This is a genomic window from Membranihabitans marinus, from assembly GCF_021729155.1.
GTDB classification, from domain to species: domain Bacteria; phylum Bacteroidota; class Bacteroidia; order Chitinophagales; family Saprospiraceae; genus Membranihabitans; species Membranihabitans marinus.
In genome coordinates, this window is sequence record NZ_JAJQYA010000020.1 from 1 (window position 1) to 25,394 (window position 25,394).

At 36.9% G+C, this 25,394-nt stretch carries 19 protein-coding genes; 9 read left to right on the forward strand and 10 right to left on the reverse strand.

The window, feature by feature from the left end; genetic code table 11:
- Window positions 1-78: 78 nt before the first annotated feature.
- The 5 genes from LVD51_RS12715 to LVD51_RS12735 form a co-directional block, all read right to left on the reverse strand.
- Complete coding sequence (locus tag LVD51_RS12715; RefSeq protein WP_236971759.1) at window positions 79-1,074, reverse strand: transposase; 996 nt, start codon at window positions 1,072-1,074, stop codon at window positions 79-81.
- A 53-nt stretch (window positions 1,075-1,127) separates the two neighbouring features.
- Window positions 1,128-1,292, reverse strand: a complete 165-nt coding sequence (locus LVD51_RS12720; protein WP_236971760.1) for a hypothetical protein — start codon at window positions 1,290-1,292, stop codon at window positions 1,128-1,130.
- 346 nt (window positions 1,293-1,638) lie between these two features.
- The gene (locus LVD51_RS12725) at window positions 1,639-2,127 is read right to left on the reverse strand and encodes a hypothetical protein (RefSeq protein ID WP_236971761.1); all 489 of its coding nucleotides are present in this window, start codon (window positions 2,125-2,127) and stop codon (window positions 1,639-1,641) included.
- A gap of 31 nt (window positions 2,128-2,158) precedes the next feature.
- Window positions 2,159-2,677 (reverse strand): hypothetical protein, encoded by a 519-nt coding sequence (locus LVD51_RS12730; RefSeq protein ID WP_236971762.1) that lies wholly within the window; start codon window positions 2,675-2,677, stop codon window positions 2,159-2,161.
- An 11-nt stretch (window positions 2,678-2,688) separates the two neighbouring features.
- Window positions 2,689-3,621 carry a hypothetical protein gene (locus LVD51_RS12735; protein ID WP_236971763.1) on the reverse strand — a complete coding sequence of 311 codons (933 nt, stop codon included), beginning with the start codon at window positions 3,619-3,621 and terminating at the stop codon, window positions 2,689-2,691.
- Window positions 3,622-4,001: 380 nt separating this feature from the next.
- On the opposite strand from LVD51_RS12735, the gene LVD51_RS12740 reads away from it, so the two are divergent.
- Window positions 4,002-4,166 carry a helix-turn-helix domain-containing protein gene (locus tag LVD51_RS12740; RefSeq protein ID WP_236971764.1) on the forward strand — a complete coding sequence of 55 codons (165 nt, stop codon included), beginning with the start codon at window positions 4,002-4,004 and terminating at the stop codon, window positions 4,164-4,166.
- A gap of 441 nt (window positions 4,167-4,607) precedes the next feature.
- On the opposite strand, the gene LVD51_RS12745 is transcribed toward LVD51_RS12740, so the two are convergent.
- Both LVD51_RS12745 and LVD51_RS12750 read right to left on the reverse strand, forming a co-directional pair.
- Window positions 4,608-6,116: a CotH kinase family protein gene (locus LVD51_RS12745; protein WP_236971765.1), complete on the reverse strand. Its 1,509-nt coding sequence runs from the start codon at window positions 6,114-6,116 to the stop codon at window positions 4,608-4,610.
- A gap of 73 nt (window positions 6,117-6,189) precedes the next feature.
- On the reverse strand, window positions 6,190-6,495 hold the full coding sequence (locus tag LVD51_RS12750) for an EF-hand domain-containing protein (RefSeq protein WP_236971766.1): 306 nt from the start codon (window positions 6,493-6,495) through the stop codon (window positions 6,190-6,192).
- 701 nt (window positions 6,496-7,196) lie between these two features.
- On the opposite strand from LVD51_RS12750, the gene LVD51_RS12755 reads away from it, so the two are divergent.
- Together LVD51_RS12755 and LVD51_RS12760 are read left to right on the forward strand one after the other, a co-directional pair.
- Complete coding sequence (locus LVD51_RS12755; protein ID WP_236971767.1) at window positions 7,197-9,539, forward strand: TonB-dependent receptor; 2,343 nt, start codon at window positions 7,197-7,199, stop codon at window positions 9,537-9,539.
- The gene (locus LVD51_RS12760) at window positions 9,540-10,370 is read left to right on the forward strand and encodes a DUF4249 domain-containing protein (RefSeq protein WP_236971768.1); all 831 of its coding nucleotides are present in this window, start codon (window positions 9,540-9,542) and stop codon (window positions 10,368-10,370) included.
- 7 nt (window positions 10,371-10,377) lie between these two features.
- Here the strand turns inward: LVD51_RS12760 and LVD51_RS12765 are convergent, their stop codons facing one another.
- Window positions 10,378-10,881, reverse strand: a complete 504-nt coding sequence (locus tag LVD51_RS12765) for an RNA polymerase sigma factor (RefSeq protein ID WP_236971769.1) — start codon at window positions 10,879-10,881, stop codon at window positions 10,378-10,380.
- A gap of 276 nt (window positions 10,882-11,157) precedes the next feature.
- On the opposite strand from LVD51_RS12765, the gene LVD51_RS12770 reads away from it, so the two are divergent.
- The 3 genes from LVD51_RS12770 to LVD51_RS12780 all read left to right on the forward strand — a co-directional run bounded on the left by LVD51_RS12770 (window position 11,158) and on the right by LVD51_RS12780 (window position 17,848).
- Window positions 11,158-14,409: a SusC/RagA family TonB-linked outer membrane protein gene (locus LVD51_RS12770; protein WP_236971770.1), complete on the forward strand. Its 3,252-nt coding sequence runs from the start codon at window positions 11,158-11,160 to the stop codon at window positions 14,407-14,409.
- Between the two features lie 30 nt (window positions 14,410-14,439).
- On the forward strand, window positions 14,440-16,185 hold the full coding sequence (locus LVD51_RS12775) for a RagB/SusD family nutrient uptake outer membrane protein (protein WP_236971771.1): 1,746 nt from the start codon (window positions 14,440-14,442) through the stop codon (window positions 16,183-16,185).
- 100 nt (window positions 16,186-16,285) lie between these two features.
- Window positions 16,286-17,848: a metallophosphoesterase family protein gene (locus LVD51_RS12780; protein WP_236971772.1), complete on the forward strand. Its 1,563-nt coding sequence runs from the start codon at window positions 16,286-16,288 to the stop codon at window positions 17,846-17,848.
- A gap of 107 nt (window positions 17,849-17,955) precedes the next feature.
- Here the strand turns inward: LVD51_RS12780 and LVD51_RS12785 are convergent, their stop codons facing one another.
- Complete coding sequence (locus tag LVD51_RS12785) at window positions 17,956-18,846, reverse strand: FKBP-type peptidyl-prolyl cis-trans isomerase (RefSeq protein ID WP_236971773.1); 891 nt, start codon at window positions 18,844-18,846, stop codon at window positions 17,956-17,958.
- A 240-nt stretch (window positions 18,847-19,086) separates the two neighbouring features.
- Here LVD51_RS12785 and LVD51_RS12790 point away from each other — a divergent pair, with 240 nt between their 5' ends.
- From LVD51_RS12790 to LVD51_RS12800, 3 genes are all read left to right on the forward strand, one after another.
- Window positions 19,087-21,657, forward strand: a complete 2,571-nt coding sequence (locus tag LVD51_RS12790; RefSeq protein ID WP_236971774.1) for a phosphocholine-specific phospholipase C — start codon at window positions 19,087-19,089, stop codon at window positions 21,655-21,657.
- 146 nt (window positions 21,658-21,803) lie between these two features.
- Window positions 21,804-21,968: a hypothetical protein gene (locus LVD51_RS12795; protein WP_236971775.1), complete on the forward strand. Its 165-nt coding sequence runs from the start codon at window positions 21,804-21,806 to the stop codon at window positions 21,966-21,968.
- 490 nt (window positions 21,969-22,458) lie between these two features.
- Window positions 22,459-23,379, forward strand: coding sequence for a DUF4412 domain-containing protein (locus LVD51_RS12800; RefSeq protein ID WP_236971776.1), 921 nt, complete (start codon window positions 22,459-22,461; stop codon window positions 23,377-23,379).
- A gap of 150 nt (window positions 23,380-23,529) precedes the next feature.
- Here LVD51_RS12800 and LVD51_RS12805 read toward each other — a convergent pair whose 3' ends face one another.
- Entirely contained in the window at window positions 23,530-25,383 is a 1,854-nt protein-coding gene (locus LVD51_RS12805; RefSeq protein WP_236971777.1) for a SusD/RagB family nutrient-binding outer membrane lipoprotein, read from the reverse strand.
- Between the last annotated feature and the right edge of the window lie 11 nt (window positions 25,384-25,394).

The window sequence follows — 25,394 nt, forward strand, 5'->3', positions numbered from 1 at the left end:
TAGTATTTCCTTCTCGTTTTTCTTCTCTTTTTTCATAGTTTGCTAAGATAAGTAGACACACTTAATTGAACAGTCTCGTTAGGTTGGGTGGATTTGACTTTGTTTTTTCTTTTTGGTGGAGTGTTTAATAAAGCCTGTTTTAAACGCTTTACTAGCAATGTCTTTGTAAGTTAAAACTGGGTGCTTTATCATCCTTTCAATTAGGTGCTCAAAGATGTCTCCTTCCATATCACAGCGGTTGAGCCTAAAAAAGTATTCATTTAAATAGGATTGTAGATATTCTCCATGACCATAGGTGCCTCGAAGACTATTGTAAAACCCCATACTCTGTTTATATATCAACATAAGTGCATCGTTATAGGGTTTTCTACTGCATCTAGCATTTTTGGATTTTCTCTTTTGGGGAAGATTCATCTTCACTCCTACGTATTGAAGAGATATTGGGCCAAATCCATTCCATCCACTTGTAGTGATTTGAGCTTTTTTATCGATGTGATCCTCAAAGATTTTAATTAATTCTTTTGCTCTTAAATTTTTTATAGTTCTACCATAAATCCAGGTTTTACGGTCACCTCCGCGTTCTGCTGCCAAAGCAACTAGCTTTTTTTTCTCTACGATTTTACCTTCTTTCCTTATTTGATTAACACCCATTTCACATATCAATATATCTACTTTACCTTTCATTTTATATCGCAAGGTGCTGCCCATGGCTTCCGTTATTTTCTGCTTAAACAACCAGCAAGTTCCCTGTCTTAAATCCAATAATTCAGCCAATTGGGTGGTAGAAATTCCCTTTTTGAATACAGATTCTAAATACACCATAAACAATGCCTTTTGTAGACTAAATTTTACTTTGTGGAATAATGTATTAGCTGTTGGAGATTCAATATAGCCACAAGAAGTGCATCTTCGGTCGTATTTTTTATTGCCATTACAGTACTTTTGGTGACTACATCTGTGGCACTGATAACCATCTTTCCATTTTTTGTCTGATAAAAACTTTACGCAGCTTTCTTCATCTGGAAATCGCTTTATAAAATCAAACCAAGACAATTTTTTATTTTTCGCATTCATAATAATTTGGTTTTCTGCTTAATATACAAAAAATTAATATGATATCTAAATGTTTAAAGCAGGCTTTTATCTTTACCCAGAACCTTCACCAACAAAGCACATAGTACGTATCTTAGATCAACACTTCCCAGTCCAAGTGAGGACATTCGTTTTAGCAACACATTGGCTATATCGTCCCAAAGAATTATTTTTTCCATAACAACCCAACGGTTATTCATGTCTAAATTTTCATCAAATGGCGTTTCAAAAACTTGATTTCCCAGTTCACTAGCTGGGGTATATTTTATCATTTAAATTCTATAAGAAATGCAAAGAATATAACCATATATACGTGTTTTCTTTTGCATCTCAAACTATTATTAAGTAGATGTTTGACTTTTAATACGCTGATTATTAGCGATAGAAAACTATAATTAAAGTTTTATAGTTGGCCTTGCCTTAGTCTTGAATTTTGATGTGAATTTACTGCTTGTCATAATTGTAAATTGAAGATGTTTTTTATCTTAATCTACTGTCTGATTTCTAGGGATAAGATCAGTACGACTGGATTATACAACATCACAACTAAAGATCCACAATCTTACATTTTTTACCGATAGGGTGATTTACAAAAAAATCGTTAATAGTATTTTCATCCACAATTAAATTTAGCCCTTTTTTGGGAAATGCTAAATATACTAATACCAGATTTCCATGCTTACTTTTAAATAGTAAGGCATAATTTTCAAATTGAATTTTACTTTCGACATCTGCCATGAAAATTTCAATACTATCTATGGGATTATTCTTATGGGATGAAACCGTTAATTTATGAGGGTAGGTCGAATTCATGAAATAAGTTAAATCAATTTTTTCATTATATGAATTTACCAATTCAATATGTATAGTTGATTTTATACCGTCTATGAAATAAATTGATTCATTATTATCATTGTTCTTTAAATATATAAAAATTCCATCTGGGAAATAATAATTACGATCTTTTACAGAAACTGCATTAGCAAATATATCTTCGATATGCATTCTGTTAAATAAATTTAATTTTTCTTTCATGTTTGAAATTCGACTTAATTTAACAACAGTTCTACTTTATTACTGATTGTATTTTACAAGATTTACCATAAATGTTATAGTTGAAATATGCGTCTATATGTTTTTCATCAAATGCAATTGAACCACCTTCAAACGGCCAATAAAAATATAATAAAGCTATTTTTTTGTAATCTCGATTTCGAAATAAAAATGCCCCTTCACTAGACGCATTATTTTCTAGATTTTCAATACTAAATACTTCAATCTGCGCTATAGTATGATCTATATTGGAATTCGGAAATATTTCTCCAGAATATTGAATGGTATCTGATTTATCTTTTTTAGATGTAGATTTTATAGTCAGCTCAAATGATTCATCATCAGTTCCTAATTCAAGAATTGTCCAATTTACAAATATACTTAGACTATTATTCTTATGTTTTAAATTCAGATGGCAACCTTTATTAAAGTTAAAACTAGTTGAATTATTATAGAATTTATGAATTCGAATACGATCTGCTTGAATAGATACTAATTCAGTATTGATTAGGTTATTTAAAATATTTTCCATGTGTTCTCAAATTAAAATCTAAATTTTAGCTTATTCCCATTTATAGAGATAGACCAAATACCATCTCTAGAATAATAATATGTGAAAAATAGTTTATTATCTTTTGAACCTATCTTTGTTATTGAACCATTATTATTATATTCTGTCTCGATTTGTAAGTTAAACTCTTGCACAAGATCAAACCAAAAAACATCAATATCTTTTTTTTGGAGTCTTAATCCTTTTAATCCTCCATTAACATTAAAATCTTTAAATACATTATAATTGTTTTTGTTTATTACTTTCCACAGTTTTTCTCCGTTAGTCTCACCTAGAAACAAATATATAGTTTGAAAAGTCTTTATTATATTTACTGCCTTACTGGAATATGATGCGAAGGAGTTTACTGTGCTTATTAAACTTGCTATAGAATTATTTTCTAACAGAATTTCAAAAGCCTCTGAAATAAAATGTTGTAAATCACCTTGTGATATAGCTCTTAATGAAACTAGAATATCTTCTGAAAATTTTACATAGGGATGTTCTTTTTTAAAAAGTTCTATTAACATTTCAATGCCAATTTCCCTGACTACAGGCCAAAGGTAATTAGGTGCATTTTCAAAAAGTTGATTAAGACTATTATATGATGAATTTTTAATCAATAAATTTTGGAAGGTAGCTTCTAGTTTTTCTTCATTTGATGGATTGTTGTAAGTATTAACAATGCCATCGTAATTTACTCCACCGCCTCCAGAATAATAAATAGAATCTGTGCAATTCGTATAGGTTACAGTATAATAAGAAGTTGAAGAACCATCATACTGTGAATCTACATATCTTCCATTTACATTCCAATCTGTATAGTAATATGTCGTATTGTAAATTGTATTATAAGTTGTTGTGCAATTACGAGAAGAAGAAATTGATTTCTGTTGATTATTTTCATGTAATAATACTTTATTCAAAACCTCACCTCCTTCATATAGCCAACTGGATATTCCGGACTAAGCTGACCCAGTAAATTCGGAAGGCAAAAGAGGGGCTATAACTGGATGGCATGGCAAAGAAACATGGACAATCCGGCGGATATTGACCCAAGTAGGTAAAAACAAGGAAAAGAGGGCGAAATTGATCAAAATACCTGCTTATTTGAATAGATAAGCTAATATTTATCCGGACCATGTTGACCCGCCTGAAAAATAATCCAGAGCATATTGACCCACCCCCAAATATTGGGGAAAATAATCCGGAGCATATTGACCCCCTTGTGAGTAGTTTTTGGTTTTTTGATTTACATATTATTACAATATGTAAATCAAAAAGGATGGTAGGAAAACCAACGTCTATGAGTAAGATCAAACAATTGCTACAATTGTATAAAAAAGGAGAATCCAAGAGGTCTATAGCCCAGATACTGGGCATCAGCAGAAATACCGTCAGAGCAATCTCTAAATTCCTCCCATCCCTTCACTTTTATTCTATTTTCTATTCTTTGTTTAGATTTTCCTAATTCGATTACAAATAGATTGAAATACAAATGTCTTTATAGTACGGTTGATGGATTAATATTATTGAAATCGGATGTATTCCCCTGATTCATACACCTCAAACTAGTCTTTTAGCAAGGAATTTAAACCTTGGTTTGGCCTAACTTGAAAATTGTGGAATTAGATAATTTCAATTATAATTAATGGGTTTTACTCCTTTTTTAATCGAAGCGTTTTAATGGATTAATATAAAAATTGTAAAACTATATAGAAGTCAATATGGAAGGTTAACTCAAAATAAAAAGCCCTTTATCAGGATAGATTAAATTTTAACCTGATAAAGGGGGGGGGATTTTATTAAGTGAAGTATAATCTAGGTTTATTGTGATGCTATTGGATAATGGCTATACCTGTGAAATTCATTACCTATCGTTCACTTTCTCATTAACTTATGTCTTCATGAACTATTGATTTAAATAAACTTGCGCTGCCGCATTTCGTTCAGCAACATGAGACTTAAGCTGAGAAATGGCAGACTGAAATTCAGAACTATTGTTTAGAAAAGAATAGCCTTGAACTTCTGTGGTCGCATAGGGTTCAACTAAAGCCGCATATGTGGTATACAGGGCTTGTATTTCACTAACATTGAAGTCTTCGGTAATCACCTTTTCGACATATTCATTATATTTTTCTCTGTAAACTTCATCGGCATATAAAAAACCAATTAATGGCCATTGAGAGCCGTTCAGTCCGGCAAAATCAAGGGGTAAAGAACCGTTCATATTACCTGATTGTAGGGCTTCGTTGTTGTCCCATGGAATCCATGATAGTTTTTCTGTTTCTGGATTGTTATACAGGAAATAATTATGTGTCATCCGCCCATAAGTATCCCAATTTTGAATAACCGTGTTGACCGCCAAGTAATTTAAAAAGATATCTGTATCAAATACCGACTCTAAATTACTTCTCCAAGTATCAGGATCAGCAGTCCTAGTTCCGTCGTGGAGGGCAGTAAATAGCGCCTGAATATCTGACCAATCACTATCGTCTTCATTGGTTTTTTTAACAAATACATCTTCCGTAAAACTTCCTTGGGCAAAGGTCGCTCCTGTTCCATCGGGTTTGTATAAGTTGCCCTCATTGTCAGAAAATTGATTGTCGATAACAGTATCATCTACCTCTTCTACTAGGGTGTAAAGCCCAAAATATTCTGGCCCATTACCGTGGTCTATGTACAAGGTATAAAAAGCAGTATGTGAACTGGCCAATCCAGCACTTCTAAAGATATCTGCTGCTACCTTCTCACGGAGAAACGATTTGTCATTGTAATTATTCTTAAGACTTAGCTTTTTAAATCCATAAAATCGCTGGTTGTCTATTTGCGGATATTCATCTTCAAATTCATCGAAATCCAGCTTTAAGGATAGCTTTAATATCCCACTTTGCCAACTGGATTGTAAGCTCGAATTCCCTTTGAATCGAATACCTACGCGATACCATTGTTTGCCATTGTAGAATACCTCTCCAGGGACAAAAATTGGATCTTCATCTGCAAAAGAATTTCCTCCTCCAACCGGATTGCCACCAAAACCACCACCTACTGGGGGACCACCAAAGCCTCCGCCTTGGTTGCCTCCAAAACCTCCCCCTTGGTTGCCTCCACTGGATCCAAAATTGCCGTAAAGCTCTGTCATATTCTTCAACATGGCTTCCCACCTATCTTCTGAAATGACAATATCAAATCTTTTTACAGTATTGTCTTCAAAAACCTCGTCGAAATTTCCATCCACAGATTTACTATGGGTCTCAGTCGTCCAGTCGGTAGCTTCGAAATCTGAGTCGTTATAAGTCTCATTAATTTCAGTGCTCTCTTCCAATTCGGTTAATTCAGCATCGTTGTCACAGGCCATGAATGAAAATGTGAGAATGGCCAACAACAGTAAGAATGCATGACTATTTTTAAATATTTTCATAGTAGATGATATTTAAGGTGTCGAAAAAAGAATTTATACGATTTCCGTTAATTATAAATGTAATTCGTATTATTTAACCTCTAGGGGGACCTTGTCGTCTTTCAGGGCGAGGAGCATTTTGTAATTCTTCCTTGCTGATGTAGCCATCATTATTGGTGTCAATGGTTGAAAATTTTTCCAATAACGGTCCTTCAACTTCTTCTTTAGAAAGCTTCCCATCTTCATTGCTATCCATTTTGAAAATATCCTCAACAGATGGAGGACCTTGTCGATTGCCTCTTTGAGCTTGAGATTGATTGGAAGTAGTTTCTTTTTGACTGCCACAGGAGGTGAGTATGATACTAAGTCCTGCGATTAAGAAAAACAATATATTTTTCATTATTTATGATTATAAGTGAATAAAAAATAACCCATTATGTGGTTTAATTTGTTTAATATTTTGTGCTTAAATTATGATTGATAATGGTTGAAAATAGGGCTCAAACTGTACGAAATTGAAGGATAGATTTCTTCAATTGTTGACTTAGGGAAAAATGACTGTATAAGTCTGTGAAAGGCAACCTGCCTCATCCCCACTACATACCGTAGGATGCTGTTTTGAATTAATGAAATAATTTTTTTCATCTATGTTATTTTTATATTAATTTCTCTTTAGACATAGACAATCATCAAATCCTTCGGTCAATGGTTATTTTTATTAAAAGTTTTTAAGCCACCTCTTATAAATAGGGAGAATCAATGGATATTATGTGAGAGAGTAAATACAAGAAGGAATAGGAGCAAGACAGGAGATACTGACCCATAACCTCAAAAATCGTGGTAAAATTTTGTTTGTTGTAAAGCCGATTTTGGACTGTGGTTTAAAATATGAATATCAATCCCGCGAAATATATTTTATTTCCTACTGTTTATCTTAATAATAGCTGGTTTAATCGATATAATTTTGTATCAAATATAGGCTAGTTACTTTTACAGAATAATTGAATAGTTCGGTCATTTTTGTTATATCTATTTAAACGAGTGACTTAAAACTATTTTTTAAGAAATATAAATGTTGAATTAATAGGAAAATTAAGGAAGATGAAGAAATTTTTAACTAAACAGTATCTCATAATGATGGCTCTGTTGATAATAGGCTTCTCAAGCTATGGTCAACAAAAGTACACCATTAGTGGGACCATCTCCGATGCAGTAAACGGAGAAGAACTTATTGGTGCCGCTGTTTTTATTGAGGAATTAGGCTCTGGTGCTTCAAGCAATGAATACGGGTTTTATTCATTAACCGTACCTCAAGGCAGCTATACCTTAAAAGTGAGTTATCTGGGGTATGAAACCATTACCAAATTGATAGAATTGGATAGCAGCTTGACCTTAGATTTTGAATTGGGTCTTGGCGCTACCAAACTCGATGTCGTAGTGGTATCGTCGGAGCAAAAGGAAAAAAATGTTACCTCGACCCAGATGAGTGTGAATACATTGAATATGTCGGAAATTGCCATGGTTCCCGTGCTTTTTGGTGAAAATGATGTCATTAAAACAATCCAATTACTACCTGGAATAAAGTCCAGTGAAGGAGGTGGAGGATTTTTCGTTCGCGGGGGAAGTTCTGATCAAAACCTTATTTTGTTGGATGATGCCCCAGTGTATAATGCGTCCCACTTATTGGGTTTCTTTTCGGTTTTCAATTCAGATGCCATCAAAGATCTCACCATTTACAAAGGTCATATTCCTGCAGAATACGGTGGTCGCGCCTCATCGGTATTGGATATAAAAATGAATGATGGCAATAGTAAAAAATTAAATGTAGGAGGAGGCATAGGGTTGATTTCTTCTAGATTGACTGTCGAGGCACCCATCGTCAAGGATAAAGGATCTTTCATCCTATCTGGTCGACGGACTTATGTAGATGTGTTTTTGAAATTGTCTCAGAAAGAAGAAGTAAAAAATTCTATCCTTTATTTTTATGATTTAAATGCCAAGGGCAATTATAGATTGGGTAAGAAAGACCGAGTTTTTGTTTCTGGATATTTCGGAAGAGATATGTTTGGTTACAGTGATTTATTTGGATTTGATTGGGGAAATAAAACGGCCACAGTGAGATGGAATCATTTGTTCAATGACAAATTGTTTTTAAACACTACAGCATTATTTAGTGATTACGATTACGATGTGGAAATTGCTGGGGACGAAGACCAAGACAATGGTTTTGTGATCACATCTTCGATTCAAGACCTGAGTTTAAAAGAAGACTTTGAATACTATATTAGTCCACGGAATACTTTGAAATTTGGTCTTAGTGCCATTTATCATACCTTCATTCCCGGTCAAATTAAAGCTGGGCAAAATTCTTACGTCAATGATGTTGAATTGCAGAAGAAATATGCTTGGGAGACTGCTATCTACGTGTCTGAAGATCTATCCATTACCGATAATTTAAAAATCAATACTGGGTTGAGATATTCTTGGTTCGCTCAAATAGGTCCTGGAGAAATCTATACCTATGATGAAGACGGTGATGTAATCGATGAAAAAAATTACAAGAGCGGTGAAATTGTAAAAACTTATGGTGGATTGGAACCGCGATTGGGGATAACTTATACTTTAGATGAAGAAAGCTCAGTAAAAGCTTCTTATGGAAGAAATCGACAATACCTTCACTTGTTATCTAACTCTTCAACGGGAACACCGATCGATTTGTGGATACCCAGTAGCAACAATGTTAAGCCGCAAATAGCAGATCAATACGCCTTGGGGTATTTTAGAAATTTCAAAAGCAATGCTTACGAATCTTCTTTGGAAATATACTACAAGGATATGCTAAACCAGGTCGATTACAAAACCGGAGCCGATATTATTTTTAATGAAAATGTAGAATCTGAGTTGCTCTTTGGTTCAGGCCGATCCTATGGAGCAGAGTTGTATGTTAAGAAAAAAGTGGGGCAGTTAAATGGTTGGGTGAGTTATACTTGGTCCAAAACAGAACGCAAATTTGACGGTATTGACTACGGGGAATATTATCCGGCAAGTTGGGATCGAACTCACGATATTTCTATAGTAGGTATTTATCAGCTCAATCCGCGTTGGACATTTTCATCTACCTTCGTATTTAGAACGGGAGAAGCCGTCACCTACCCAGTAGGAAAGTACGATATCGAAGGGGAAGTCATCAACTTATACTCCAAGCGGAATGCCGATAGATATCCCAATTACCACCGTTTAGACATTGGGGCAACTCGACAATTGAAGTCAAACGACAAGTTTGAATCGAGTTTGAACTTCTCGATATACAATGTATATGGACGAAGAAACGCCTATATAATCAACTTTGGAGAAGATCCCAATGACAGTACAAAGACACGAGCAGAGCGGATTGCTTTGTTTAGTATTTTACCATCTATTACCTATAATTTTAAATTCAAATAAATGAAAGCTTTAAAAAATCTAATTCTGGGATTTCTATTGGCCTATAGTTTGACGGGCTGCCGTGATGTCATCGTTCTAGATTTAAGCGATGTTCCACCGAGATTGGTAATTGAAGGGGTGATCACGGATGAGCCCGGTCCTTATTATGTGAAATTAAGTCATTCGGTAAAATATTATGATGATAATACATTCCCATCATTGTCCAATGCCGTAGTCACTATTTCCGATGACGCAGGGAACATGGAGGTGTTATCTGAAGAAAGTCCAGGAATCTATGCGACTTCCGACTTGCAAGGGGTTCGGGGACGAACTTACCGATTGGATGTAGAAGTCGATGGTGAAAAATACAGTGCAGAGAGTACTTTGCCTGAGCAACAAATACCCTTGGATTCTATTGTTGTAGAGTTTAAGGAAGAGTCTTTTTTTGAAGACGAAGGATATTATTTTACCATATATTTTAACGATCCAGAGAATGTGAAAAATTACTATCGATTGTTGGTTTCGGTAAATGGAGAAAACTTCATATTTAACACAGATGACGAGGATGAAAGCAATTGGGAGGAAGACGATAATCTGTGGTTGGCTGATGATAAATTTACCGATGGGAATCTTCAAGAAATTGAATTGCCTCATAACCTGAATTTAGGAGATTCCCTAGATTTGAAAATGTTGCAAGTCGATCGATCGAGTTATGATTATTTTAGAACATTGAAAGATGTATTAGACGGTCAAGGCGTAGCTCCAGCCAATCCTCTGAGCAATTTCGAAGATGCAGCATTGGGGTATTTTGGTGCCTTTTCTGTCACCAAAAATAGTGTTGTAGTAAAGTAATGGGTGGTTAGTCCCATTGGACAAGTACTTCGTGACGTAGGGTTTTGAGGGCTTGAACCAAATGATTGTTTACTGTATGAATTGATATATTGAGTCGAAGGGCTATTTCATTGTGAGATAGCCCTTCGACTCTACTCATTTCAAATACCTGTCTCTGTCGAAGGGGAAGGGTATTTATGATTTCTTCAATACAATCTGTCAGCTCCAAATAAGACAAGGTATCAATGCTGTCTGGATCCGAAACCACGAGATCTTCAGATTTTTCTTCTAAGGAAACCTTATTTATTTTTTTTTGCCGCCAATTTAGTTTAATTGCATTTTTAGCCATTGAAAATATGTAGGCCTCGATATGGACAATGGTTTTTATCCTTTCTCCCAGGTGGAATACTTCCAAAAATACATCTTGTGAAATATCCTCGGAAACTACGACAGATTGGGTTTGTGAATGGATATATCGATATATCTTATCATAATATCGATGTATTAGAACTTCCATAGATAATTCCGACATGGCATTTGTATTTTAATTATATCGAAACTATTGCAATAACTTTTCAATTGTGGTAATATAATATTAACAAATTGTTATGTCAGTCGATTATCTATTTTCCCACTAGTTAAGATAATCTGTTTTTTACTCTATTGTATTATTAGGCTTATTATTTCATATGTCCTTACCGTAATTGAATGGCTTTACAAGTACAAACTTTGCCATTTAATAGGGCTGAAATAAAAATATAGATAGGGTATTTTAAAAATCAGATTTACTAATAAATGAAAACAGATTATGAAAATTAAAACTATTACAAAATCATTTAATTTGTCGATGTTTTTGACTTTTGTCCTATTGGGATGGATGTCAAGTAATGTGTCGGCTCTCTCCAGTGATGTGGATTCATCTGATAGATTGGTGCTAGAAGATATTTCTGTATCAGGAACTGTATTGGATGTAGAGGGACAGCCTCTCATTGGTGTGAATGTACAAGTGAAGGGCAGTGCAAACGGAACCGCTACTGATTTTGATGGCCAATTTTCACTTAACAATATCTCTTCCGATGCGGTATTGGTCATCAGTTATATTGGATATGCTACAATGGAGGTCAACGTAGATGGAAATACTCAATTGACCATTACCATGAAGGGAGACTCCGAACTCCTCAATGAAATCGTAGTGGTTGGTTATGGGAGTAAGAAAAAAGTAAACCTTACTGGAGCGGTTACTCAGGTAGGGGGTGAAGAATTGGAAGACCGCCCTATTCCCAATCTAACACAAGCCTTACAAGGTATGGTGCCCAACCTTAATGTCAACATGGGAGATGGAAGACCTGGCAAAACAGGAAGCATTAATATTCGAGGAAATACATCAATTAATGGAGGTTCTCCACTCGTGCTTATAGACGGAGTCCCTGGCTCTTTGGATGTGATCAATCCACGAGATGTAGCTTCTATTTCGGTGTTGAAAGACGCCGCTTCGTCTGCAATATATGGTGCACGAGCAGCATTTGGAGTGATTTTGGTGACTACTAAGTCAGCTGAAAAAGGAAAGATTAGTGTACGTTATGGCAGTAACTACGGGATGTCAACTCCAACCGTCAGTACTGATTTTATCACTGATGGTTATACTTCGGCCGTGCTCAACGATGCTGCTTTTCTCAATTCGGTAGGTCGATCATATACCGGATATACCGACGAAGATTATGAAGAATTAAAGAAAAGACAGACCGATCATTCCCTGCCCAATGTAGTGGTTGACAATCGCAATGGTAAAGATCAATATGTATATTATGGAAATACCGATTGGTGGAATGAGATATTTAGAGATTGGCAAAATGGGATGGAGCAAAATCTGAGCATAACTGGAGGTTCAGAGAAAACCAGTTTCCTATTATCTGGAAGATTTTACCAGAAAAATGGAATTATGCAGTTGAATCAAGATAAATACAAGTCATATAACTTGCGAAGTAAGGTAGATGTAGATGTTACTGATTGGTTGACCATTCACAATAATACCCAATTCAATACTTCTACCTACAACTATCCAGGTTGGGGAGTAAATACAAATTTTGTATATGTAACCGTTCATGCTCTTCCTTCTTATCTTCCTGTCAACCCTGACGGTACAGCTACTTATCGAACAGAATTGAACAACTATACCATAGGCGATGGTTTATATGCCGCTTTATTGCAGGGAAAAACCAAAGGGGAAGAAAAAAGATATAGTTTTCAAAACACTGCTGGCTTCACATTGACTTTATTTGATGAAGTAGAAGTAAATGGTGATTACACATTTGGAATTTATCCAGAAACAGATCTTTTTAGAAGAACAGAAGCCCCTTGGTCTATCCATCCAGGAGTAATCAACTACTTGGGATATGATCAATTGAATATGACACAAAGATTGGATCAATATCATGTGGCCAATCTTTATGCAAGTTGGAATAAATCATTTGGAGATCACAATCTTTCCATTCTTGCTGGAGCTAACCAAGAATTGCGAAAAGACAAAAGCTTTAGTGGCTGGAGAAAGGATCTATTGTCACTCGATCTCAATGAATTGAACCTTGGGGCAGGAGATATGCAGATCAATAGTTCGGCAAGTGAATGGGCGGTATTTGGAGTGTTTAATCGATTGAGTTATGACTATAAGAGTAAATATTTAATAGAATTCAATAGTAGATACGACGGTACTTCGAGATTTCCAACTGATAAACGATTTGGTTACTTCCCTTCTATTTCAGCAGGGTGGAGAATTAGTGAGGAAAACTTTTTCTCCCCTATGAGAACTGTAGTAGACAATCTTAAGATTAGATATTCATATGGTGCTTTAGGAAATCAGCAAGTTGGGAATTATGCTTATGTGCCGATTATGACTAGAGGTACTTTAAACTATATTCAAGGAAGTGGTAAAACGGAATATTTAACGGTGCCTTCACCGATTGCCGCCAATCCTACTTGGGAAACCTCGTTGACCAGCAACCTAGGTTTTGATTTAGATATATTCAATAGTAGATTAAGTATTTCTGTTGATGTGTATACCCGTCAAACCATGGATATGTTGACCAAAGGGAAAACTTTACCAGCAGTTTTTGGTGCTGGAGAGCCCAAGGAGAATGCTGCTGATCTAGAGACCAAAGGATGGGAAATATCAACTAGATGGAATGATAGAGTTAGTGTTGGGGGTAAAGAATTTGGGTATAATTTGGGTTTTGTATTATCTGATTACAAATCGACGATAACCAAATTTGACAACCCGAGCAACCTTTTAAGTGATTATTACGTAGGCCAGGAATTGGGTGCGATTTGGGGGTATAGCATCGATGGATTTTTCTTGACCGATGCCGAAGCTGAGGCCTATCCTGTAAATCAATCACGGGTCAATGCCATGATTCAGAACTCTCCAGGAGAATGGGCCAATTTAAAAGCAGGTGACTTGAAATATGTAGATATCAATGGTGACGGAGTCATTTCCAATGGCGAGAACACCTTGGACAATCACGGAGATTTAATCAAAATCGGAAATTCTCAACCACGGTATTCCTTTGGCGTCAATGGTGGGGTCAATTGGAATGGATTTGATATGAGTTTTTTCTTCCAAGGTATAGGTCGTCAACATTGGTATCCTGGAACCAATGCGGATAAATTTTGGGGGCCATTCTCAAGACCCTATTACTCTTTTATTCCTAAAGATTTTGAGGACAAATTGTGGTCACCGGAAAATCCAGATTCATACTATCCGCGTTTGAGAGGATATATCGCTCTAGGTAGCAATAGATCTCTTGGAGCTAAAAACGATAAGTATATTCAGGACCTGGCTTATGTAAGATTGAAAAACCTGACTTTGGGATATGCCATTGGGGATAAAGTATTACAAAAAATAGGTTTGGCTGGTGTGCGATTTTATGCCAGTGGAGAAAATATTTTCACCTTAACCAAACTCAAATCAGACTACATCGATCCAGAACAAGCATTGGGAGACTCCAACGGAAGGGTGTATCCATTTACTAAGAATTTGACGATTGGATTGGACATTACTCTGTAGTCCATTTTTCTCAATATTAAATAAAGAATTATGAAAAATAACATTTTCTATTTTATAGCTGCTATAAGCTTTTTGTTTTCTTGTGAAAACGAATTTTTAGATAGACAACCCTTGTCTGATGTATCGCCGGAAGCTTTTTTTCAAACTGAAAAGGATTTAGCTTTATATGTTAACTCCTTTTATAGTGTCATTCCTTCTGCGGAAGGCATTTATAATGAGGCGGATGACAATATTGTGAAAACGGGATTGGCAGACCGAATTAAAGGGACTAGAATAACACCGACTGCTGGCGGTGGTTGGAGTTGGGGTGAGTTGAGGAAAATCAACTACTTATTGGCCAACTACAATAAAAATGGTCTTACCGAAGATGAGGCAAAACCTTATTTGGCAGCAGCTCGTTTTTTTAGAGCCTACTTCTATTTTGACAAAGTCAGATCATTTGGAGATGTCCCCATTTATACCGGTGTTATTGAATCGGATGATGAGGAATTGTTGTACAAAGCTCGAGATCCGAGAACTGATGTGATGGATTTAATTGTTGCCGATCTTGAATATGCTGTTCAAAATTTGCCGACCAATAAGAGTGTGGATCAAGTAACCAAATGGACAGCTTTGGCATTTTTATCTCGAGTAGGTCTCTATGAAGGAAGTTTTAGAAAATACCATACTGAAATGAATTTGCCCAATGCAGATCAATTTCTGGAAATCAGTGTGGCTTCGGCTAAAGAGTTAATGGACAGCGGAACGTATAATATTTATACTTCTTCTCCAGAAAAAGCCTATTTGGAATTGTTTTCATCATATGATGCTTTGGAAGAAGAAGTTATTTTGGCGCGAAAGTACAGCAAGGATTTGCAATTGTTCCACAATGTAAATTATTATACGATTACAGCATCCTATGGGAAACCTGGGCTAGAGAAAACCCTAGTCAATAGTTATTTGATGGCAGATGGATCGAGATTTACCGATCGACCGGACTACAATCAAGTCCAATTTTTTGAAGAAGTACAAAATAGAGATTTGAGATTGTCTCAAACTATTAGGACGCCAGGTTATACTAGAATTGGTCAAACTAATGAATTGCCTCCTGAATTTGGAGCTTCAGTGACTGGATATCAATTGGTTAAATTTGTTACCGCAACCACAGAAGATTCTTACACCAAATCATACAACGATATCCCAGTGATTAGATATGCCGAGGTTTTGTTGAACTTTGCCGAGGCCAAAGCTGAATTGGGTACATTGACACAAGCTGATTTAGATATTAGTATTGGAATGATCAGAGACAGAGTGGCGATGCCAAATATCCAAATGGCAGAAGCCAATGCCAATCCAGATGATTATTTGTCCGAGCAATATCCCAATGTAGATGGAAGTAATAAAGGTGTAATTCTCGAGATTCGAAGAGAACGACGCATCGAATTGGTCATGGAGAGTTATCGATGGGATGATATTATGCGATGGAAGGAGGGCCCTTTTGTGACCAGACAGTTTAAAGGTATGTATTTTCCAGGGGTTGGATCATACGATTTAGATGGCAATGGTGAGATCGATGTAGTGATATATACTGGAGATAAACCATCAGAAAAAGGACCTCAATATCTAAAATTGGGTTCGGAAGTGATTTTAGAAGGTGGTGATCAAGGAGGATTGGTGTTGATTAATCCCAACATTCAGAAAACTTTTGATGAAAGTAAGGACTACTTTAACCCTATTCCTATCCAAGAATTGCTGTTGAATAAAAATATTGAACAAAACCCGGGATGGCAGAATTAGAAAAAGTGTTCATATAAAATTTTTTTATGATCGGCGAATGATTTAAACCCATTCGCCGATTTTATTACATTAATGGCAGCAAACATTAAACTCATTCATTATGAAAAAATATATCTTTAAACTGATTCAGTTATTTGCTTTATTGTTTATTCTAACTCAATCTCATGCCCAATTTAGAATTTATCCCTATTGGTTGCCAGCAGAAGAGGGGCATTTGAGTGTTACTTGGGTTACAGAATTGCCTGTGCCAGGACAATTGACCATCTGGGAAGAAGGCAAATCAGATACCGTTTCTCTGTTGTCGCAACCGCGATTTGAATCTGGTTTTGCCTATTCAGAATTAGAAGAATCTCAGCGCGATTCTTTTCCCGATATGTTTAAAAATGCCAATTGGAAACACCACCTTATTCCTGTTGGTTTACGTGCCAATACCCTGTATCACTACAGAGTGGTTCAAGGTGAAGAATCTTATACAGCTACCATAAAAACTATGGCGGATCTCGGTTCAAAAATGGAAGTCCAATTTGCCGTATTTGCGGACTGCGAAACTGATCCTGATGGCCGGAAAACCTATAGAAAATGGTCTGTGGGTAGTCAAGCTTCTATGAGCAGTGGTCGCCCCGATGAAGTGCAAACCTATTTGATAACGGAAACTGAGGGTTTCAATTTCAATTTGGAATCGATGGCCAAATCACAACCCGATTTTTATATGTTGCCTGGAGATATTGTACAGGGAGGGGGATATCAGCGAGCTTGGGATGAGTTTTTCTATCACATGGCTGGAAAATTTAATAAAAATATTACCACTGCACCATTATTGCCCGCCATTGGAAACTGGGAAAATTTTGGCGCTCGCAACGGGGGCTATGAACCACAAGCAGTGGCCAAGGCTAGGAATAAATACAGAAGTTATTTTAACCTGCCTGCCAATAACAATCCCCAATACAAAAACTACTATTATCGTACCGACTATGGACCAGTAACGGTCATTACCTTGGATTCCTCCAATGGGTTGCCAGATAGTACTGATTTTGATACCAATATCAATATCAGTGCTTCCACCTATCCGGGTGACGATCTCCCAGATATTAACCCCGGATCTGATCAGTGGAAATGGGCCATGGAGGAATTAGAAGATGCATCATCGGCCGGTCAGATAATATTTGTTCAATTTCACCACATTCCCTATTCTAGTGGTGGTCATAGCTTGCCCTTGACGGCCTATAAAAGTTCTGGTCAAGCTGGTATCCCGATGCGGGCTTATACACCTGCGTTTAAGAAATATGGGGTGGTCGCTGTATTTTGTGGTCATAATGAATCATTGGAACATTCGATAGTCGATGGCATTCATTTTTGGGATATTGGAATTGCTGGAGATGGATTTGGATATTCTATCGATGATATCGATGCCCGTCGAAAGAATATTTATCGACAATGGGTTGCCCATCGCGATGCCGAAGAAATGTGGAATGGTCAGCAATTGATCTCCGGAGGCAAACATTACGGTCATTTATGGGTAGAAGTTGTCCCCAATTCACAGGGATATGATATAAATATGACCCCTAAATACATTTTCCCCGTCACCGATAAAGAGGGCAAAGTAACTATGGTGGAGGAGCGTATTTACGACCATGTGGTAAAAGTCAAGAAGTCTATGCCGTAGTGGTAATCTTTGGTTTAATCATTTACCCGAAATGGATGATTGTGCTATAGTCCAAACTTATGACTTAGCGCTAGAGATCGTGATTATAGGGGATTAGAAAACCGGAATTATTCAGTAGTAAGACTATCGTCGTCCATTATTATTACCTCGAAAATTAAATCTTGAAAACCTTTATCCGATCCCGGAGGGGCAGATGCACCGAATGCTTTCATGGCCGGAACATATAGACGTGCATGTGCTCCTTTTTTGAGCGTCATTAACCCTTCATCTACTCCCTGAAGCATTCTACCAGAGCCCACAAGATATTCAGTGACTGTACTCGCAGTATCTAAATTGTCGATAATGCTATCTCCACCAAAAGTAGAGGCTTTAAATTTCAAACTGATCATGTCGTTGGAGTCTATTTTTACCCCTGTACCTGCCTGAATGGTTTCTATAAATATGGTATCTGGAGACATGGTAGCATCAATATTATGGGTTTTGAGATAGTTGCTGATACGACTAGGACCGGTTTTTCGGTTTAATGTCATCACATTCTCAAATTCTTGGTTTTGATCGATTTTGGCAATACTGTCGTTGGGGAATACATCCAATACCTTATAATTGGTAGTAATTATATCCCCTTTTTTGATGTAGTCTGGAATCGAATAAAACAGTGCTTTTTTAAGTAGGCTGTCTGCAGATTGGATTAAAACAATGCTGTCGCCCTTGTGAAACATGGCATAAACTTCTCCCGCTTCGTGTGGATAAGCGAAGGGAGGCATGACGGTTTCATATGCTGGCATACTGTAGCGATTGTCCTCAACGATAGAATCATTGACTTTTTTGGTATAGCGTAATTTTAGGATGGATCCCGCTTTGGTTAAACTGTCGGCGTCAAAATCGGAATAGGTATATAGGATGAGTCCACTTTTGGTTTTATATCCCTTGGCTTTGTCGCAAGCAAAAAAGGAAAAAATCATGGAAACGATTAATAAATAAAAAATGACTTTACGCATTTTGAATGATTTTTAACAATTGAATCAATGATTAAAAAAATTTAAAGGTAATTTCATTTGCTTTTAAAGCGCATAAAAATATTAACTTTTATAAATATTTACAAAATCTTTCTGCTAGGAAATATCGCATATTGTGGGAATAGTAAGGGAGATATTAATTTACATAATATTATCATATGATGTTCACGGGTAAGTTCGAAATTTACCTACATTGGATGTTCGCTAAATCAAGTAGAAAGAATGGACACTAGAAGAGAATTTTTAAAAAAAGCAAGTTTATTATCAGGAGGGGCTACCATGACTCCATTTTTGCGTTCAGTCATTGAGCGAGCTTTGGAGATACAACCCAAACAGGGCAGTACTTTTTTGGACGCCGAGCATATTGTGGTTTTAATGCAGGAAAATCGTTCATTTGATCATGCCTTTGGAACCATGAAGGGGGTTCGAGGCTACAACGATCCTAGAGCAATTGATTTACCTAATAAAAATAAAGTATGGTTGCAAACCAATAATAAAGGTTTGACCTATGCTCCATTTCGATTGGATATCAAAGAGACCAAATCTACATGGATGAGTTCATTGCCGCATTCTTGGGAGAATATGGTTGATGCCAGAAATGGGGGCAAATATGATAAATGGCTTATTGCCAAAAAATCAGGTCGAGATAACTATGCTCATATGCCTTTGACCATGGGGTATTACGATCGCAATGATTTGCCATTTTACTATGCTTTGGCCGATGCCTTTACCATTTGTGATCACAATTTTTGTTCATCTTTGACAGGAACTACGGCCAATCGACATTTCTTGTGGACAGGGATTTTAAGAGATCCTATAGATCCTATGTCCAAGGCCAATGTACACAACGGAGATGTCACCTATAATCGATGGGCTAGCTGGAAAACATTTCCCGAACGCCTAGAAGAAAACGGTATTTCATGGATGATATACCAAAATGAGATTAGTATGCCAGTTGGGTTCAACGATGAAGAATCAGATTGGCTTGCCAATTTTACAGATAATAACATGGAGTGGTTTAGTCAGTATCATGTAATGTTTGCCGAAGGATTTCAAGACTATTTGGCGCGTTTGGTCGATGTGCTACCGGAAACCATAAAAGAATTGGAAAAAGATCTTCAGTCGATTTCTCCACTAGATGAACGATACGGTCAGATTTTGGAAAAAATGGAAAAGACGAAGAAGGATCTCGATCAAGCTTTGCAAAAAAGAAAGGAATTTAGTGCAGAGAAATTTAAGCAGTTGCCCAAAAGAGAACAAAATCTTCACAACAAGGCTTTTAGGACCAATAAAAACGATAAAGATTATCACACTATCACCGAATTTACCTATGATGACAACGGGATAGAACGCACGATGTATTTGCCGAAAGGCGATGTATTGCATCAGTTTAGAGCCGATGTTGACAATGGTGAGTTGCCGGAAGTATCGTGGTTGTGTGCTCCTCAGAATTTTTCAGATCATCCGAGCGCTCCATGGTATGGTGCATGGTATATCTCAGAGGTCATGGATATTTTGACCAAGAATCCAGAAGTGTGGAAGAAAACAATATTTATCATAACCTATGATGAAAACGATGGATATTTTGATCATATTCCACCATTTGTACCACCGAGTCATGATAAAGAAAATGAGGGTAAAATGAGTGCCAGTCTCGATGCCAAAATGGAGTTTGCCCACTTAAAAGATGAATTAAAAAGACATAAAGGTGATATGTCTAGAGTGAGAACCGGCCCAGTGGGGTTGGGATTCCGTGTACCCATGTTGGTGGTGTCTCCGTGGAGTAAGGGCGGGTATGTCAATTCAGAAGTTTGTGATCACACCTCTGTGATTCAGCTTATAGAGCAAGTGTTGAATCACCGCACGGGTAAAAATATTCGCGAAACCAATATTAGTAGTTGGCGTAGAGCGATTTGCAGTGATTTGACTTCTGCATTTAGACCGTATAATGGGGAAGAAATTCCTTTGCCTGAATCTACCGATCGCGAAGCTTTTGTGCAAACCATTCACCGAGCGCAATTTCGAGCATTGCCCTCTAATTTTAAGGCTTTGTCGACTGAAGAAATTCAAGATGTCAATCGTAATCCCTTGACTAGTGAACATATGACACATCAAGAGCCGGGTATTAAAAATAGCAATACTCTGCCATATCACTTGCTGGTCAATGGAAGATATAATGCATTAAGAGACCGATTCGAGTTGACTATGAAAGCCGATGATGCCATCCTTGGCAATCGGGCTGCTGGTGTTCCTTTTGCTTTATATGCACCAGATGGTTATGGTCTTGGTCCCGACGAAGCAATCACAGATGTCAAGGTGTGGAACTATGCCGTGGCTGCAGGGGATACTCTGAAAGATAGTTTTTATTTGAGTGGTTTTAAAGAGGGGGAATACTTTTTGAAATTGTATGGGCCCAATGGATTTTACAGAGAATATCGTGGCAATGCCAAAGATCCTCAGGTTGTGATCGATCAAGGCTATGAAATCAAGGGTCGAAGAAAACTCCAAACCACGGGTAATCTTTCATTAGCTATTTCTAATTCTCAAAATATTGATTTAAAATTCATCATAAAAGACAATGTTTATGGCAGTAGCGATGTAATGGTGGATTTGGCGAGCAAGGGAAGTGATAAGGCTGTGCAGGAAGTTATCTTGGATTTATCGAAAAATTATGGATGGTATGACATCTCTATTTCTGTAGAAGGTTATCCTCAATTTCAACAACGGCTGGCCGGTAGAGTAGAGGCTGAAGGGTCGAACAAAACCGATCCATATATGGGAAGAATGGTTTAATGATTATAGATTCGATTATATTGAATCAATTGTTAAAAGCTGAGATCTAATGCTGTTGATGAAACCTTTAAGCGAAAGAATGACGTTATTAGACTGAGTGATGGATGGAAAATTTTGGAACATTCATTGCTTATGCTACATATTGAATGATGCGTTTTGTATTTGTATCTTATGAGGGATACAAGGCTGGAAAGGTGTGTAATGATCGATCTTTTTGGATATTTCTTAGAGAAAATATCATTGTGGATTTATGTGAAAAAAGAAAATTGGAAATGGTGTTGAAACAAGGAAAGACCTTGGTCAATGATTAGGTTGAATGAATATGTTTGAACTAAGGGATACATTGCGATAAACGCATATTGCTAACACTGTGTTTTTAGAGAATGAATCGATGATTATTTCATATTACTGCTTGGGTCTAATTTTCTTGAAAATGCATTTAATTTGAAGTAAATATCTGCTAACCATAGATTTGTGTTTGGGTATATGTGGTCTTGCCAGAAGGCAATACAAGTAATTTTCAAATGCGATGATTACAAAAAGGCAAGTTTTGAAAGGTTTTTTTTCTAAAAAAATCCTTGTTAAAGAGTGAATATTAAAAATTGGATAAGTGCAATAAATACTCTTTAATTGTTGTAATTTTGTATGAGAAACGTGTTTTTTTGATTATTGTAGTATTTGAGCCATAGTTCTCTATAGAATTAAATAGTTGTGTATTTATTTATATTGAAGCAGAGATAGAGCTATTATAGACGGACATGAGTTCATTTTAGTTTTGATAAAATTTAAAAATATAAACCAATGAATACTTTAAAGACTTATTTTAAACCATTTTCTATCCTTATGATACTTCTGTTTGGGGTGTATCAGCAAAGTAATGCCCAATTGTTGCAGCGTGCGATAAAAAGGGGAGTCAACAGAGCTGTAGAGCGCAAAGTTGAAAAGGAGGCTGAGAAGCAAACCGAGAAAGCATTGGATTCTATATTTCAATCTAGCGACAAAGAAGTGGCAGAAAATGAAAGTGATTCTGCTGCAGTAGCAGCTTCCACCAAAAGGTCTATGGGGATGATGCAGAAGATGTTGGGGGGAATTAATAGTGTTGAATTACCGGCTCAGTTTGCCTTTGACCAACGCATTGTATGGGAAATAGAAGATGAAAAAGGTGAGAAGATGGAAATGGATATGTTTTACCATGAAAATTCCACAAATTTCGGAATGAATTATGTCGACGAAAAGAAGCCGAAAAATCAGAATTTTATAGTGATGAATTTTGAAGAGGGCTATATGGCTATGTTTATGAATAACGATGGGGAAAAGCAAAAAATGACTATGCCATTGAATCAAGAAGCCATTTTAGCTGCGGCGGAAGAAAGTGCAGAAAAGCAATCTGGGGACAATATAACCATTGAAAAAACTGGGAAAACCAAGACCATACTCGGATACCATTGTGAAGAGTATTTGATAACTACCGAAGATTATATTCAACATACTTGGATTACTGAAGATTATGAAGTTGCAACGGGAATGCAAGGATTTTTTAAACAGGCATTTGATAAAAATAAAAAGGTCTATGCTCCACAGATAACCAAGGGGTTTCCAATGGAAATAGAAATGATTCGCAAAAAGAATAAGAAGACCACCTATATGAGAACGAAATCTATAGACAAGGTCAATGAGGTTATCAATACTGCGGATTATCCTGCGTTGGCTATCGGTGGCTAAGGATTTATAGGAATGATTATTGGTTCTGTATTTCGTATAAATGCGGACGTTTCATTGCTATCAATAAAACAAAAAAAAAACCGGCTTGTCATTATGACAAGCCGGTTTTTTTATAACCCATCGGTGTGATTTTTACATCTGTATTTATTACTATTTTGGACCTTCTCCATACTCTGGACTATCTTGATCAAACCAAAGTCTTTCTTGACTCAGGATGTTTGGGTTGGGATCTCCAGTAGTGAATCCTTGATCCTGAACCGATTTAAGTTGGTTCGCATAATTGAGATTGTCGGCAGTAGGCGTCGAAACGGTGAATCTTCTCGGGATAGGCATCTCTGTTCCTGAAGAGGTAAACTCTTCCCACTCAAGGTAGGAACTACCTTTCATTGGTACACCGGATCTTCTTACCGTTGCCCATAAATCATTCGGTGTATTCATGAAGTTGATATACTGTTGAATATAGATTTTCTCTAATGCATCTGTACTCAAATCCAATGCCTCTTGAGATAATAAATCGGTGACTTCGGAATCTCTTAAGTAAGTTCCGGCTGCGGCCGATTCATCTGGATCGGTATACACAGGATCATTATTGTAATAAGGAAATTGATTGTTTTTGGCAATCAAATCGGCTCTTTTTACCGAAAGTTCCACTCCTCTGTTGAGGTATTCTTGAGCTGACTTTGGTAAGTTGGCTCCCAATTGCTTGAATTCCGCTAAATACAAATTGGTCTCTGCAGAACTTCCCAGTAGTACTTGCAATGGTGGCTGGTTGTCGTTCAATTCGAGCACTCGTCCTCCTGGTTTAGTAGGATATGTGTAGTCATACTGTGTACGAGTTAACTTTTCTTGAAACAATACGGTGGAACTATAGGTTTTTTCTGTTCCGTTAGCTGCAATTCTATTGTATGCTGCTTGATTAAAATAAATATCATTGGCAGGATCTTGTGTTGCATCTGGAGATATTGGAGCACCGTGGTATCTCACCCATGGCTCTCCAGGAGCATTCCAGCCATCGAAGTTGCCGTCATCGTCTAATTTAACCAATGGTTCAATAAATGGGGGCAATGCTTGGTCAGCGTCGATAAATGCTTGAACTACCTCACCATTGAAATCGTTCTTTTTAAAGTTGAATCTCACACGAGGATCTTTAACTTCAATTAGGAAGTCTATCAACTTTTGATTGCCATATCCTATCCACATGCCGTTTCCAGTACCATAATAGTTGATGCCGCGATTATACACAAAGTCATCGTTGATGTCGTCCATATAACCCACTGGAGAGTTGGCAACTTCCTCAGCGATTTGAAGCGCTTTACTTCGATCTTTATGGACCAATCGAGCTGCTATTTTTAATTTTAATAGATTGCAGTATTTAGCCCATTTGTCGTAATCGCCTTCGTAAATTAAATCTTGACTTCCCAGTGTAAGTTGGCCGTCAGTATCTTCCAATATGTTGAGGGCTTCATCCAATTCCGAAAGCCAAGTATCAAAGAGCATGCTTTGGTTGTCATATTCTGGCGTCAATAATGGGGGGTTGGTATAGGGTGCTAAGCCAGCTTGAGAATAGATCATCGATCCAGTAAGGTCGGTGTTGACCAATGCCGGTGAAATTTGGATTGGATATGTCAGGGCTTTAAAACCTTGTCTGACAGCTTGCTCCTCTTCACTCATGTCATCGATTCTCATTCTGATGTCCATCGTCTGAGGGAAAAGACTGCCATACAATCCCTGCGCTCCATATGGTCCCATGAGATTGAAATCGGCACCATTACCTCCTTGGACCGTCGTTACCTGAGTCCATGGATATAGGTATTGAAAATTGGTATAAAACCAGATCGTATAATCGTTATTATAGATTTGTTCGATTGCTTCAGTCATCGAAAACCGAAGGTCGGGTTCTGAAAGAGTAGATGGATTGGAGTTGAGTTCGGCGAATTTGTCGCGATCACAACCAGCAAAAGCCAATACCAATAGGACCCATATTAAATTATATATTTTATTCATTTTATTTCTTT